This window comes from Pseudomonas sp. S1_G07 (assembly GCF_054668565.1).
In genome coordinates this window covers 2814404-2827085 of sequence record NZ_CP162778.1, presented here as the reverse complement: position 1 = coordinate 2827085, position 12682 = coordinate 2814404, and the positions used below count along the sequence as shown (strand labels likewise).

Genomic DNA, 12682 nt, shown 5'->3' with positions numbered 1-12682 from the left:
GTGGACTTGCTCGCGACGGCGTCAGAACAATCACCTAGGTCGCCGGGCGAATCGCCTTGATCAACGATTGCAACGAATAGCCCAGGCGCGGAGCCAAGGCTTGCGCGCGGGTCGACAACGCATCCAGGTCCAATACCTGATCCAGCTCAGAAGGCACCAACAGAATCACATTGCCCTCCTTCACCGGCAACTCCCAGTAATGCCGGTGATACAACCCGCGCAGCAACGCCGCTCCCAGCGGTTTGCCGTCGTCGGTGGCCCACTGGTTGATCACCAGCCAGCCACCGGGGTTGAGTTTCTTCTGACAGTTTTCCAGGAAGGTCCAGGCCAGGTGCCCGACGCCGGGGCCCACATCGGTGTAGAGGTCGACAAAGATCAGGTCGGCCGACTCGGCGGTGTCCAGCAACTCCAGGGCATCGCCGATGCGGATGTACAGCCGCGGGTCATCGTCCAGGCCCAGGAACTCGATGGCCAGGCGCGGTACGTCTGGACGCAGCTCGATGGCTTCGACGTCTTCCAGCGGCAGGAACTTGAGACAGGCCTGCGTCAATGTGCCAGCGCCCAGACCGAGGAACAACGCGCTCTCCGGCTGTTCGTGGCCCAACGCGCCGATCAGCATCGCGCGGGTGTAGTCGTACTCCAGCCAGCTCGGGTCGGCGGTGAACACGCAGCTTTGCTCGATGGCGTCGCCGAACTCGAGAAAACGGTAATCGGCCACTTCGAGCACACGGATCATGCCGAAGTCATCATGGACCTCGGCCAACACGCGCTCGACACGCTCCTCTGTCATCACTACTCCTAACGGGCTTGCTGCAGGGCAAAGGCGCGATTGTCGGCCAACCGGCGGCAACAGGTCACGCACTAATTGCTGATAACATGGGCCCCGACCGTCAACCACCCAATCGAGTTCACGATGAGCCAACCCTGGAGCCCCGAAAGCTGGCGCGCCCTGCCGATCCAGCAACAACCCCAGTACCCGGACGCCGCACACCTGCTCCAGGTGGAGCAGAGCCTGGCCAGTTACCCACCGCTGGTGTTTGCCGGGGAAGCCCGTGAGTTGCGCCGTCAGTTTTCCGAGGTGACCCAGGGTCGCGCCTTCCTGCTGCAGGGCGGCGATTGCGCCGAGAGCTTCGCCGAGTTCTCTGCTGCGAAAATCCGCGACACCTTCAAGGTGCTGTTGCAGATGGCGATCGTGATGACCTTCGCCGCCGGCTGCCCGGTGGTGAAGGTCGGGCGCATGGCCGGCCAGTTCGCCAAGCCGCGCTCGGCCAACGACGAAACCCTCGATGGCATCACCCTGCCCGCCTACCGTGGCGATATCGTCAACGGTATCGGCTTCGACGAGAAAAGCCGCGTGCCGGACCCGGACCGCCTGCTGCAGTCCTATCACCAGTCCACCGCCACCCTCAACCTGTTGCGCGCCTTTGCCCAGGGCGGTTTTGCCGACCTGCACCAGGTGCACAAGTGGAACCTGGACTTTATCGCCAACTCCGCCCTGGCCGAGAAATACAGCCAGTTGGCCGACCGCATCGACGAAACCCTGGCCTTCATGCGCGCCTGCGGCATGGACAGCTCGCCACAATTGCGCGAGACCAGCTTCTTCACTGCCCACGAAGCGCTGCTGCTCAACTACGAGCAAGCCTTTGTGCGCCGCGACAGCCTGACCAACGACTACTACGACTGCTCGGCGCACATGCTGTGGATCGGCGACCGTACCCGTCAGTTGGACGGCGCCCACGTGGAGTTCCTGAGCGGGGTGAATAACCCGATTGGCGTCAAGGTCGGGCCGAGCATGAACCCGGACGACCTGATCCGGCTGATCGACATCCTCAATCCAGACAACGACCCCGGCCGCCTCAACCTGATCGCGCGCATGGGCGCAGGCAAGGTCGGCGACCACCTGCCGGCGCTGATTCGTGCGGTGCAACGCGAAGGCAAGCAGGTGCTGTGGAGTTCGGACCCGATGCACGGCAACACCATCAAGGCCAGCAGCGGCTACAAGACCCGCGACTTTGCACAGATCCTTGGCGAAGTGAAGGAGTTCTTCCAGGTGCACCAGGCCGAGGGCACCTACGCCGGGGGGATTCATATCGAGATGACCGGGCAGAACGTCACCGAATGCATCGGCGGCGCCCGGCCGATCACAGAAGACGGCTTGTCGGACCGCTACCACACCCACTGCGACCCACGGATGAACGCCGATCAGTCGCTGGAACTGGCGTTCCTGATTGCCGAGACGCTGAAGCAGGTCAAACGCTGAGAGGTTTGTCGAATGAACTGAAGCCATCGCGGGCAAGCCCGCGATAAGGCCCTACAAGCCGGCATCCATACTGATCATCGCTGCCCGTAACCGCGCGGCACTCGGCCGTTGGCAATTGAGCCGGACCTGTTCCAGCCCCAGCCAATCCGCCATTTGCCGCAGGTTCAGCGCCAGCGCGCGCATGCCCTCCTCATCCAGCCCCGACTCCTCTTCGTGCACCGCATGCACAGCCAGGCATCCATTGGCGCGTTCGGCTCGCAGGTCGAGCCGTGCGGCAATGCGCTCGTTATGTAAAAACGGCAGCACGTAGTAGCCGTACACCCGTTTGTCTTGCGGAGTGTAGATCTCCAACCGGTAGCGAAAATCAAACAGGCGCTCGGTTCGGCTGCGCTCCCAGATCAGCGAGTCGAAAGGCGACAGCAATGCGCTGGCCCTCACGTTGCGCGGTACTTTCGACTCGGGCAGGCAGTACGCCGGTTGCTTCCAGCCCTGTACCTGGCAGGTCAGCAACTGGCCGTCCTCGACCAACTCAGCCAAGCGCGCGCGACTGTCGGCAGGGCCCAGGCGGAAGTAATCACGCAGGTCTTTTTCGGTGCCCACGCCCAAGGCCGTGGCGCTGTGCAGCAGCAAACCGCGCTGGGCCTCGGCCTCCGTCAGAGGGGCTTGTTGAAGGAGGTCGCCAGGGATAACACGCTCGGGTAAATCGTAGAGCCGCTCGAACCCTCGCCGCCCCGCGACCGTGACCAGGCCGGCGGCAAACAACCATTCCAGCGCGTGCTTTTCATCACTCCAGTCCCACCAGGGGCCGGCGCGGTCTTCACGGGTCGACAAACTCCCCGCCCCCACAGCCCCCTGTTGTTCAACGGTTTTCAACACCCGCTGAATAATCGCCTGCTGCTCCCGCCCAAAACGCGCCATCTGCGAATAGATGCCCTGCCCCTGCCGTGCCCGCTCCATGCGCCAACGCATCAACGGATACAGCGCCATAGGCAGCAACGACGCCTCATGCCCCCAATACTCAAACAACGAGCGCCGTCGCCCCTGGCTCCAGGCGGCCTGCTCAAGTATCAAGGGGGAGTAACTGCCCAGCCGGGAAAACAGCGGCAGGTAGTGAGAGCGCACCACGGCATTGACGGAATCGATCTGCAGCACGCCCAGGCGCTCGATCAGACGGTTGAGGTGTGCGGCCTTGATCAGTGCCGGCGCCTGGCGCCCGGAAAAACCCTGGGCTGCCAGCGCCATGCGTCGAGCTTGTTTGAGGGAAATACACAGGTCGGCGGGCATGGACATCTCCTTGAGTGCACGCGACCTACCCTACTGCATCCTGGGTCATTTTCGCAGCGGGTCTTCCCAGAAATGCCGATGACTCTCCAGCTGTACATCGGCACGGTTGAGGCCGATATCCTTGAGCGCGTCATCGCTCAGGCGCGCCAGCATCTGGCGTTCGCGGTGCAGCGTCTGCCACCGCGCAATCGCTTGGAACGCTCCGGCAAACGGCCGTGTCGCCAGCAATACAAAACCTTTCTGACCTTTCATCTTCTCGCCCTCCCGTGGGGATGGCGCCAGTGTGTGCCCGGCCTTATGATCAATCCAACGAATGTTTTTTATGCAACACATCTCAGAGATTGATCAATGTCCAGCTACCCGAGTATCGACACCGACGTGCTGCGCACCTTCGTCGCCATCGCCGACCAGGGGGGGTTCACCCGCGCTGGCGAACTGGTCAACCGCACTCAATCGGCGGTGAGCATGCAGATGAAGCGCCTGGAAGAAGACGTGTTGCAGCGCAAGCTGTTCGAACGTGACGGCCGCCAGGTGCGGCTGACGCCCGAGGGCCAGGTGCTGCTGGGTTATGCGCGGCGCATCCTGAAACTGCACAGCGAGGTGTTCAATACCCTGCGTGAGCCGCACATGGTGGGCCTGGTGCGCATCGGCACGCCGGACGACTATGTGATGCGCTTCCTGCCGGGGATTCTCAAGCGGTTTTCCAAGGCGTACCCACTGATCCAGATCGAGTTGCACTGCGAATCGTCACTGGTGCTGATGCAACGACGCGACCTGGCACTGACGGTTGTGAGCCGCGAGCCCGGCAAGGAGTTGGGTGAGTTGTTGCGCACCGAGCGCATGGTCTGGGCGGCGGCGCCGTGTTTCTGCGTGGACGAACACGAGGCATTGCCCTTGGCGATGTCCGGCACCGACTGTGTCTATACCCAGTGGGCGTGCACCGCACTCGACTCCGCTGGACGGGATTATCGCCTGGCGTACCACAGCACCAACGTGGCGGCGATCCAGGCAGTGGTCAACGCCGGCCTGGCAGTGATGGTCAGCATGGAAAGCCTGGTGACGCAAGACCTGCGCGTGCTGGGCAGCGACCAGGGCTTCCCGCCGCTGCCGGCAATGAACCTGCACTTGCTGCGCAACCCGGCAATGACGTCGCCGATCACCGAATGCCTGGCGGAGTACATCGTCGAGGGTTTCAGACTTTAAAGGTCAGCATCACCGCGCACAGCACCAGGAAGCCACAGAACAGGCCACGCAACAGGCGTTCCGGCAGCGCGTGGGCCACTTTCACGCCCCAACTGATACTGAGCAGGCCACCGATTGCAAGGGGTAGGCCGATCATCCAGTCCACCTCATGGTGCCAGGCATAAGTCACCAGGGTCACGCCGGTGCTGGGCAACGCCAGGGCCAGGGACAGGCCTTGGGCGACCACCTGAGAGGTGCCGAAAATACTGGTCAGTACCGGCGTGGCCACGACCGCGCCGCCGACCCCGAACAAGCCGCCCATGGAACCGGCCGCGGCGCCCAACACCCCAAGCCAGGGCCAGGAAAAGCGCATCTGCGCGGTCGGCGGCGCGTTGCGAGTGAACATGCGCAACAGGTTGTAGGCCGCCAACACCACCAGGAACACGATAAAACCGATACGCATCGCGCCGGCATCCAGGCCCACCGCCCAGATCGAACCCAGCCAGGCAAAACTGAAGCCCATCACCCCAAGCGGCAACGCGTGGCGCAGCTCAATACGGTTGCGCTGATGATAACGCCACAAGGCGAGCATCACGTTGGGTACGACCATGACCAGCGCGGTGCCTTGGGCAATCTGTTGGTCCAGGCCGAACAATACGCCGAGCACGGGGATGGCAATCAGCCCGCCACCAATGCCGAACAACCCACCTACCGTGCCCAAGGCCGCGCCCAATATCAGGTACATCGCTAAATCCAGCACCGCTCGTTACTCCTCAATCCCAGGCCTTGCATGCTACGCAGTCGGCTCTGGTACGGAAACGCACAGCAACGCACAATGGCTGTGCCAATCTCGCATAAGCGTCTACTCATGAACCCTAACACCCTCACCGACCAACTGAGCCTGTTTCTCGATGTGCTGGAGACCGGCAGCTTTTCCGCCGCCGCACGGCGCCATCCGCTGACGCCCTCGGCCGTGGCGAGGCGCATCGACAGCCTGGAAAGTTCGGTGGGCAGCCGCCTGTTCCAGCGCAGCACCCACGCGGTGGTGCCAACCCCCGCAGGCCTGGCATTTGCCGAGCGCGCGCGGCGGATTGTCAGTGAGTTGCAGTTGGCCCGGGCCGAAGCGGTGTCTCTGAGCCATGCGCCGGAGGGCCTGATCCGCGTGGACGCGCCGGCAGCCTTTGGCAGACGCCACCTGGCGCCGGTCATTGCAGACTTTCTGAATGTGTACCCAGGGCTGGATGTGCACCTGCATCTGATCGACAGCTTTGTGGACATGCAAGGCGCGCACCTGGGCAAGGTCGATCTGGTATTGCGTGCCGGGCATATTGTCGACACGCGGCTGATCGCCACGCCGCTGGCCAGTATCGTGCGTATCGCCTGCGCCAGCCCGGCTTATCTGAAAAGCCGTGGCACACCGACTCATCCACGGGAGTTGAGCGAGCATGACGGCCTGGACTGGGATGGTTTGGCGCCGATGTTCGCCTGGCGCTTCGAGCTGGACGGGCGCCGCGCCAGCTACCGTCCGCAGCGTATACGCCTGAGCGCCAACAACGCCGAAGCGCTGTTGTCTGGCGCCCTTGCCGGACTGGGGATCGCCCATCTGCCCACCTGGCTGGCCAGTGAATACCTGGTGCGCGGCGAGCTGGTGCCATTGTTCTGCGAAAATGGCCTGCCAAGCCCGGAAACCACCGGGATCTATGCCTTGCGCCTGGAACAGCAACCCAACGCACGCAGTCGCTTGTTGCTCGAATACCTCAAATCCCGTTTCAGCCCGGTACCGCCCTGGGATCTCGCCTTGCAAAGCGGCCTGGTCTGACCGCTCGGCCAGAATTACCTGGCGCATTAAAGATTTGCCCGCTAGATTCCAGGCCAGACACGTTTTTTTAAGGCGCCGCCATGAGCAAGAATCCAGACCCCTGCGAATCCCTGATGCTGGACAACCAGCTGTGCTTCGCCCTGCACTCCACCTCGCTGTTGATGACCAAGGTCTACAAACCCCTGCTGCAAGCCCTTGGCCTGACTTACCCGCAGTACCTGGCCATGATGGTGCTATGGGAAGAAGATGGTTTGACCGTCGGCGAAATCAGCAATCGCTTGTTGACGGATCCAGGCTCCCTCACGCCATTGCTCAAGCGCCTGGAGGGCGAAGGCCTGCTCAGTCGCACCCGCAGCCGTGAAGACGAGCGTGTGGTAGTGGTGGAACTGACCGATGCCGGCCGCGCCTTGCAGCAGAAGGCCATGGGCATTCCACAGTGCATTCTCGGCGCCAGCGGCCTGGAACTGGAGCAGTTGCGCAAGCTGCAAGCTGATTTGCTCGCGTTGCGGCGCAATCTTCAGGACGCGATCTAAACGCCAAAATCCTGAAAATGCGGGAGTGCAAACGGGAACACCTGTGGCAAGCCCGCTCGCCACAGGATTGCAGTTTGCTGCGCGACAGCGCTACGTCGAAGAGGTAGCGGGGCCTCCCACAGTGGTTTAGAGCAAGCGATAAAAATATTTTCCATATTTATCTTGCGCGCAAAACATTAGCGCTGTACATTCGCCTCACCAACTACTTAGCGCGCAAACATTTAGCGCTAACAACCAAAGAGGAAACCCCCATGCAAACGCTCTATACCGCAGTAGCCACCGCCACCGGCGGCCGTGATGGTCGCGCTGTTTCCAGCGACAACATCCTCGACGTCAAACTGTCCACCCCTAAGGAACTGGGCGGTGCCGGCGGCCAGGCGACCAACCCGGAACAACTGTTCGCCGCCGGTTACTCGGCCTGCTTTATCGGCGCACTGAAATTCGTCGCCAGCCAGACCAAACGCAAAATCCCGGATGACGCTTCAATCACTGCCCATGTCGGCATTGGTCAGATCCCCGGCGGTTTCGGCCTGGATATCGACCTGCACATCAGCCTGCCGGGCCTGGCCCAGGACGACGCGCAGAGCCTGGTCGACGCCGCCCACCAAGTCTGCCCGTACTCCAACGCCACCCGTGGCAACGTCGATGTGCGCCTGCACGTGACCGTCTAACTTCAGCTGCGACTCAAAGGAGAAGCACATGAACACCCTTGGCAAAGCACTTACCGGCACCCTTCTTGCCCTGTCCATCAGCAACGCTTTCGCCGCCAGCGGCGACGTTGAACACAACACCCAAGCGTTCCTGGATGTGTTGAACGCCGGCACCGGCAAACCGATGGAACAACTGACGCCCAAGGAAGCACGCGCTGTGCTGACCGGCGCCCAGGCTGGCGTCAAGCTGACCCTGCCAGCGGCGGACATAAGCCAGAAGACCATCCAGGTCGATGGCAAGCCACTGGACCTGACCATCGTGCGTCCGGCCGGGGTCAAGGGTACTTTGCCAGTGTTCATGTTCTTCCACGGAGGCGGCTGGGTGCTCGGGGATTACCCCACCCATGAACGCCTGGTGCGGGATCTGGTGGTGGGCTCGGGGGCGGTGGCGGTGTTCGTCAACTACACCCCCTCCCCGGAGGCGCATTACCCGGTAGCGATCAACCAGGCCTACGCCGCGACGAAGTGGGTGGCCGAGCACGGCAAAGAGATCAATGTCGATGGCAAGCGCCTGGCGGTCGCCGGCAACAGTGTTGGCGGCAACATGGCGGCAGTGGTCAGCCTGATGGCCAAAGACAAGGGCACACCGGCGATCAGGTTCCAACTGCTGCTGTGGCCGGTGACAGACGCCAGCTTCGAGACCGCGTCCTACAATCAGTACGCCGAAGGGCACTTCCTCACCCGCAACATGATGAAGTGGTTCTGGGACAACTACACCACCGATGCCAAGCAGCGCGCCGAGATCTACGCTTCGCCGCTGCGAGCCACCACCGAGCAACTCAAGGGCCTGCCGCCCGCGCTGGTCCAGACCGCCGGAGCCGACGTGCTGCGTGACGAAGGCGAAGCCTATGCACGCAAGCTGGACCAGGCCGGCGTGCCGGTGACCGCCGTACGCTACAACGGCATGATCCACGACTACGGTTTGCTCAACGTGGTCAGCCAGGTGCCAGCGGTGCGTTCGGCATTGCTGCAGGCATCGGATGAACTGAAGCAACACTTGAAGTAAAAACAGGCACCGACGAAAAAGCCCGACGCAAGGTCGGGCTTTTTATGTCGTACGGCAGGGCCAGAATTACTTCTTGGCGCGACCTTTGTACGAACCACCTTCACGGGTGTCGATCTCGATCAGGTCGTCGATTTCGATGAAATCGGCTACTTGCAATTCGGTACCATTGCTCAGTTTGGCAGGCTTCATTACTTTGCCCGAGGTGTCGCCGCGAGCGGAACCTTCGGTGTAGGCGACCTTACGCACGATGGTGGTTGGCAGCTCTACGGAAACCAGGCGCTCTTCGAAGAAAATAGCTTCGCAGACGTCTTCCATGCCTTCTTCGATGAACGGCAGAACGGCTTCGATATCTTCAGCGTTCAGCTCGTACATGGTGTAGTCGGTGGTGTCCATGAACGTGTAGGTGTCGCCGCTGATGAAGGACAGGGTCGCTTCCTTGCGGTCGAGGATTACGTCGTCCAGCTTGTCATCGGCGCTGTAGACGATCTCGGTCTTGTAACCGGTCAGCAGGTTCTTCAGCTTGGTCTTCATGATTGCGCTGTTACGACCAGACTTGGTGAACTCAGCTTTCTGAACCAGCCAAGGGTCGTTTTCGAGACGGATCACTGTACCGGGTTTCAGTTCTTTACCAGTTTTCATTGCGTATATCCGAAATTTGGATGGGATTTACAAAAATCAAGGTCGCGTATCATATCCAACTTTCATAAAACTGTACCAGCGCCGTCGCAAGATCGGCCTGCAAGGCCTGTTCCAGACACCACGCTTGTGCGTGCCTGCTGACCTCCGGCCAGTGTTCCAGCAGCATTTTCCATGGCAGCACCATATCGCCCTCGGTGTTCCAGGCTTGCCAGAGCGCAACCAGCGCAGCCTTCGCGGCCGGTGACAAGGCGGCGGTGTACAGCGCCAGGAAGGCATCGAGCTTGTCGAGGTGGATGTCCTCGTCCTGGCGATAGATGTGCCACAGCAATGGCCGCCCGGCCCACTGGGCGCGCACGAACGAGTCTTCACCACGCACGGCGTTGAAGTCGCAGCACCACAGCAAGTGGTCATATTGCTCCTGACGCACGAATGGCAGCACCTGCACAGTCAGGGCGCCGCGCTGATGAACATCCCCCGCTGCCAGCATCTCGACACCGAGCCAGCGTTGTACGTCACCCAGGATGCGTCCCTCCGGCACCACCAGATGAGTGGCGCACCCGTCCGTCGACAATACGTCCAGCCAACCGGCAAGGCCGGCATTTTCGTAGGCGAACAGTGAGAATAACCGCGCACCCGCTGCCGGAAACACGCCCAGGGTTTGCAGGAATTGTCGCTGTGCAGCCGCATCCTGCTGAAAAACCTGACGCTGCGCCAGTAACCCCGCCTCACGCAACAGCCCACCGGTACCGGGCCTGAAGCCAGGAAAAAGAAGTACTTCTGCACCCCCTTGAACTTCACCGACGGCAGGCGATGGCAGCCCACCACCCAGTCTTCGGCACTCAGGTAATCCAGGTTCATCCACAAGGGCACGCGTTCGCGCTGGGCCATGGCCTCCATATAGTCAGGCGGCAACTGGCAGGCGAAGGCGGCAATGACCACATCGGCCGCGGGCGTTGTCGCCCATTCGGCGGGCCAATGGCGCACATCGACGCCCTCCTGCCACTGCTGGTCAAGCCGCACATCCACCTCGGGGCACATGCGCTCGAAGGCGCGCAGGTCATCGACCCACAAACGCACCTCACACTTGTGCTCCACCACCAATTGCCGAGCCAGACGCCAGGTCACACCGATGTCGCCGAAGTTGTCGACGACGCTGCAAAAAATATCCCAGCGGGCTTTCATTCCGGGCTCCAACGCTCAAAGGCTCGATTGTCCGCATAAATGCCCCGATGCAGAAGACTTGATCGCGATTATTCTGCACGGTGGCTGTGCGACAATCGTCGCCAACCTACCCTACGTTGATCATCAAGGAGCGTCATCATGCCCACGAGCGCACCGTTGTCGCTGCTCAAGCTCTGCCTCGCCATCGCCGTGGGGGTGTGGCTGGGGTTTATCGCCATTGTGCTGACCACTTGGCTGGCAACGCGCTATCTGTTCCCGCAAAGCCTGGCGCCCGTGGCGCAGGCCGTGCAGCAAATGGGCAAACCGCCGGCCGCCGTCGCGCCGGAGCCGCCCAACCGTATGTTCGAGCAGTACCAGCAGAACCTGCAAAAGCAGGAACAGCAACAAACCCTGGACCAGGCGCGCAACAATGCACGCAATTTATCCAACCCCAAATGCCAGTTCTGGCTGCAACAGGACCAGAACGCTCCGAATGAAAAGAGCCGGGCCAATGTCCTGCAATTCTGCGATTGACGACCATACACAGCCATGAATAAACACGCCGTTCTCCAGTTGATCCTGGAAAAACTCACCGTCGACCTCGACATCGCCCAGCGCGCCGCGCAAACCGCCTACGAAACCGCGACCCACGAAGAAAACATCGCCGAAAATAAATACGACACCCTGGGGCTGGAGGCTTCTTATCTGGCGGCCGGGCAGGCCAGGCGGGTCGAGGAGATCAAGCAGTCGCTGGCGCTCTGCCATAACCTGCAACTGCGTGCATACGATGATCAACGCGGCATAGAGGTGGGCACGCTCGTGGGCCTGGAAGACGAGAACGCTCGCCAGCAGTGGCTGTTCCTGGCGCCGGATGCGGCGGGCCTGAAGGTGGATGTGGTCGGGCAACCGGTGACCGTCATCACCCCGCGCTCGCCCTTGGGCAAAAGCCTGTTGGGCAGGCACATCGATGATGAGGTGGAGATTCTGGTAGCGGGCACCCGGCAACACTTCACGGTGACCGAGGCCCGCTAGGCCACTTAATGGACGGGCAGTTCTACGCCGTCAAACAGCTCTTCCAGTTCCTGCTTGTTGTGGCACTGGATCGCCTTGGCCATGACTTCGCGAGTCAGGTGCGGGGCGAACTTCTCGATAAAGTCGCACATGAAACCCCGCAGGAAGGTGCCACGGCGGAAGCCGATCTTGGTCACGCTGGACTCGAACAGTTCGCTGGCGTCCAGCACCACCAGGTCTTTGTCGAGCTGGGTGTCGACCGCCATTTTGGCGACGATACCCACGCCCAGGCCCAGGCGCACGTAAGTCTTGATGACGTCGGCGTCGGCGGCGGTGAACACCACTTTCGGCGTGAGGCCACGATGGCTGAAGGCTTCATCGAGCTTGGAGCGGCCAGTGAAACCGAATACATAGGTAACGATCGGGTATTCAGCCAGGGCTTCCAGGGTCAGCTTCGACAACTTGGCCAACGGGTGCCCCTGGGGCACGACCACACAACGGTTCCAGCGGTAGCACGGCATCATCACCAGGTCGCCGAACAGTTCGAGGGCTTCGGTGGCGATGGCAAAATCGACCGTGCCGTCAGCGGCCATCTCGGCGATCTGCATCGGCGACCCCTGGTGCATGTGCAGGGCCACGTCGGGGTATTGCTTGATGAAATCGCGGATCACCGACGGCAACGCATAACGCGCCTGGGTGTGGGTAGTGGCGATCGACAGGGTGCCCTTTTTCTCGTTGGAGAACTCCTGGGCGATCTGCTTGATGCTTTCGACTTTGCGCAGGATTTCACCGGCGGTGGTGATGATGCGCTCGCCAGCGGGAGTGACGCGGGTCAGGTGTTTGCCGCTGCGGGCGAACACTTCGACGCCCAACTCGTCTTCGAGCAGGCGGATCTGCTTGCTGATACCGGGTTGCGAGGTGTAGAGGCTTTGAGCGGTAGCGGAAACGTTGAGGTCGTGGTGCGCCACTTCCCAGATGTAGCGCAGTTGTTGAAGCTTCATATGTATCCCTCAAAGCAGATAGACGCCACGGGTATCAGCGACGATATATAACTATATTAAAGGTTAAACAGATAAA

At 61.4% G+C, this 12682-nt stretch carries 14 protein-coding genes and 1 pseudogene; 8 read left to right on the top strand and 7 right to left on the bottom strand.

The features are described 5' to 3' along the window. Positions 1–34 precede the first annotated feature (34 nt). Complete coding sequence (locus tag AB4O05_RS13010) at positions 35–790, bottom strand: spermidine synthase (protein ID WP_460137157.1); 756 nt, start codon at positions 788–790, stop codon at positions 35–37. 123 nt (positions 791–913) lie between these two features. On the opposite strand from AB4O05_RS13010, the gene AB4O05_RS13005 reads away from it, so the two are divergent. Further along, positions 914–2260 carry a class II 3-deoxy-7-phosphoheptulonate synthase gene (locus tag AB4O05_RS13005; protein WP_460137158.1) on the top strand — a complete coding sequence of 449 codons (1347 nt, stop codon included), beginning with the start codon at positions 914–916 and terminating at the stop codon, positions 2258–2260. 51 nt (positions 2261–2311) lie between these two features. On the opposite strand, the gene AB4O05_RS13000 is transcribed toward AB4O05_RS13005, so the two are convergent. Both AB4O05_RS13000 and AB4O05_RS12995 read right to left on the bottom strand, forming a co-directional pair. Then, complete coding sequence (locus AB4O05_RS13000) at positions 2312–3544, bottom strand: winged helix-turn-helix domain-containing protein (RefSeq protein WP_460137159.1); 1233 nt, start codon at positions 3542–3544, stop codon at positions 2312–2314. A 45-nt stretch (positions 3545–3589) separates the two neighbouring features. Further along, the gene (locus AB4O05_RS12995) at positions 3590–3796 is read right to left on the bottom strand and encodes a DUF1127 domain-containing protein (protein WP_460137160.1); all 207 of its coding nucleotides are present in this window, start codon (positions 3794–3796) and stop codon (positions 3590–3592) included. A gap of 96 nt (positions 3797–3892) precedes the next feature. Between AB4O05_RS12995 and AB4O05_RS12990 the strand changes: the two genes are divergently transcribed. Beyond that, positions 3893–4747 carry a LysR family transcriptional regulator gene (locus AB4O05_RS12990; protein ID WP_460164888.1) on the top strand — a complete coding sequence of 285 codons (855 nt, stop codon included), beginning with the start codon at positions 3893–3895 and terminating at the stop codon, positions 4745–4747. On the opposite strand, the gene AB4O05_RS12985 is transcribed toward AB4O05_RS12990, so the two are convergent. Next, positions 4737–5486, bottom strand: coding sequence for a sulfite exporter TauE/SafE family protein (locus AB4O05_RS12985; protein WP_460137161.1), 750 nt, complete (start codon positions 5484–5486; stop codon positions 4737–4739). The two genes, AB4O05_RS12990 and AB4O05_RS12985, sit on opposite strands and share 11 nt — an antisense overlap. 108 nt (positions 5487–5594) lie before the next feature. Here AB4O05_RS12985 and AB4O05_RS12980 point away from each other — a divergent pair, with 108 nt between their 5' ends. From AB4O05_RS12980 to AB4O05_RS12965, 4 genes are all read left to right on the top strand, one after another. After that, positions 5595–6545: a LysR family transcriptional regulator gene (locus AB4O05_RS12980; RefSeq protein WP_460137162.1), complete on the top strand. Its 951-nt coding sequence runs from the start codon at positions 5595–5597 to the stop codon at positions 6543–6545. An 80-nt stretch (positions 6546–6625) separates the two neighbouring features. Continuing rightward, on the top strand, positions 6626–7078 hold the full coding sequence (locus tag AB4O05_RS12975) for a MarR family winged helix-turn-helix transcriptional regulator (protein ID WP_460137163.1): 453 nt from the start codon (positions 6626–6628) through the stop codon (positions 7076–7078). A gap of 251 nt (positions 7079–7329) precedes the next feature. After that, positions 7330–7749: an organic hydroperoxide resistance protein gene (locus AB4O05_RS12970; RefSeq protein ID WP_010176159.1), complete on the top strand. Its 420-nt coding sequence runs from the start codon at positions 7330–7332 to the stop codon at positions 7747–7749. A gap of 28 nt (positions 7750–7777) precedes the next feature. Further along, complete coding sequence (locus AB4O05_RS12965; RefSeq protein WP_460137164.1) at positions 7778–8794, top strand: alpha/beta hydrolase; 1017 nt, start codon at positions 7778–7780, stop codon at positions 8792–8794. A 66-nt stretch (positions 8795–8860) separates the two neighbouring features. On the opposite strand, the gene AB4O05_RS12960 is transcribed toward AB4O05_RS12965, so the two are convergent. Beyond that, entirely contained in the window at positions 8861–9433 is a 573-nt protein-coding gene (locus AB4O05_RS12960) for an elongation factor P (protein WP_003172723.1), read from the bottom strand. A gap of 49 nt (positions 9434–9482) precedes the next feature. Then, positions 9483–10615 (bottom strand): annotated as a pseudogene (earP, locus tag AB4O05_RS12955) (elongation factor P maturation arginine rhamnosyltransferase EarP). A 138-nt stretch (positions 10616–10753) separates the two neighbouring features. On the opposite strand from earP, the gene AB4O05_RS12950 reads away from it, so the two are divergent. Together AB4O05_RS12950 and AB4O05_RS12945 are read left to right on the top strand one after the other, a co-directional pair. Next, positions 10754–11128, top strand: coding sequence for a hypothetical protein (locus AB4O05_RS12950; protein ID WP_460137165.1), 375 nt, complete (start codon positions 10754–10756; stop codon positions 11126–11128). 15 nt (positions 11129–11143) lie between these two features. Further along, on the top strand, positions 11144–11626 hold the full coding sequence (locus AB4O05_RS12945) for a GreA/GreB family elongation factor (RefSeq protein ID WP_460137166.1): 483 nt from the start codon (positions 11144–11146) through the stop codon (positions 11624–11626). Positions 11627–11631: 5 nt separating this feature from the next. On the opposite strand, the gene cysB is transcribed toward AB4O05_RS12945, so the two are convergent. Then, positions 11632–12606, bottom strand: coding sequence for an HTH-type transcriptional regulator CysB (cysB, locus tag AB4O05_RS12940; protein ID WP_460137167.1), 975 nt, complete (start codon positions 12604–12606; stop codon positions 11632–11634). Between the last annotated feature and the right edge of the window lie 76 nt (positions 12607–12682).

What these genes read in the sequence shown, in the direction of transcription:
- AB4O05_RS13010 (WP_460137157.1), bottom strand. Translation starts at nt 790, where the DNA reads ATGACAGAGGAGCGTGTCGAGCGCGTGTTGGCCGAGGTCCATGATGAC.
- AB4O05_RS13005 (WP_460137158.1), top strand. Translation starts at nt 914, where the DNA reads ATGAGCCAACCCTGGAGCCCCGAAAGCTGGCGCGCCCTGCCGATCCAG.
- AB4O05_RS13000 (WP_460137159.1), bottom strand. Translation starts at nt 3,544, where the DNA reads ATGCCCGCCGACCTGTGTATTTCCCTCAAACAAGCTCGACGCATGGCG.
- AB4O05_RS12995 (WP_460137160.1), bottom strand. Translation starts at nt 3,796, where the DNA reads ATGAAAGGTCAGAAAGGTTTTGTATTGCTGGCGACACGGCCGTTTGCC.
- AB4O05_RS12990 (WP_460164888.1), top strand. Translation starts at nt 3,893, where the DNA reads ATGTCCAGCTACCCGAGTATCGACACCGACGTGCTGCGCACCTTCGTC.
- AB4O05_RS12980 (WP_460137162.1), top strand. Translation starts at nt 5,595, where the DNA reads ATGAACCCTAACACCCTCACCGACCAACTGAGCCTGTTTCTCGATGTG.
- AB4O05_RS12975 (WP_460137163.1), top strand. Translation starts at nt 6,626, where the DNA reads ATGAGCAAGAATCCAGACCCCTGCGAATCCCTGATGCTGGACAACCAG.
- AB4O05_RS12970 (WP_010176159.1), top strand. Translation starts at nt 7,330, where the DNA reads ATGCAAACGCTCTATACCGCAGTAGCCACCGCCACCGGCGGCCGTGAT.
- AB4O05_RS12965 (WP_460137164.1), top strand. Translation starts at nt 7,778, where the DNA reads ATGAACACCCTTGGCAAAGCACTTACCGGCACCCTTCTTGCCCTGTCC.
- AB4O05_RS12960 (WP_003172723.1), bottom strand. Translation starts at nt 9,433, where the DNA reads ATGAAAACTGGTAAAGAACTGAAACCCGGTACAGTGATCCGTCTCGAA.
- AB4O05_RS12950 (WP_460137165.1), top strand. Translation starts at nt 10,754, where the DNA reads ATGCCCACGAGCGCACCGTTGTCGCTGCTCAAGCTCTGCCTCGCCATC.
- AB4O05_RS12945 (WP_460137166.1), top strand. Translation starts at nt 11,144, where the DNA reads ATGAATAAACACGCCGTTCTCCAGTTGATCCTGGAAAAACTCACCGTC.
- cysB (WP_460137167.1), bottom strand. Translation starts at nt 12,606, where the DNA reads ATGAAGCTTCAACAACTGCGCTACATCTGGGAAGTGGCGCACCACGAC.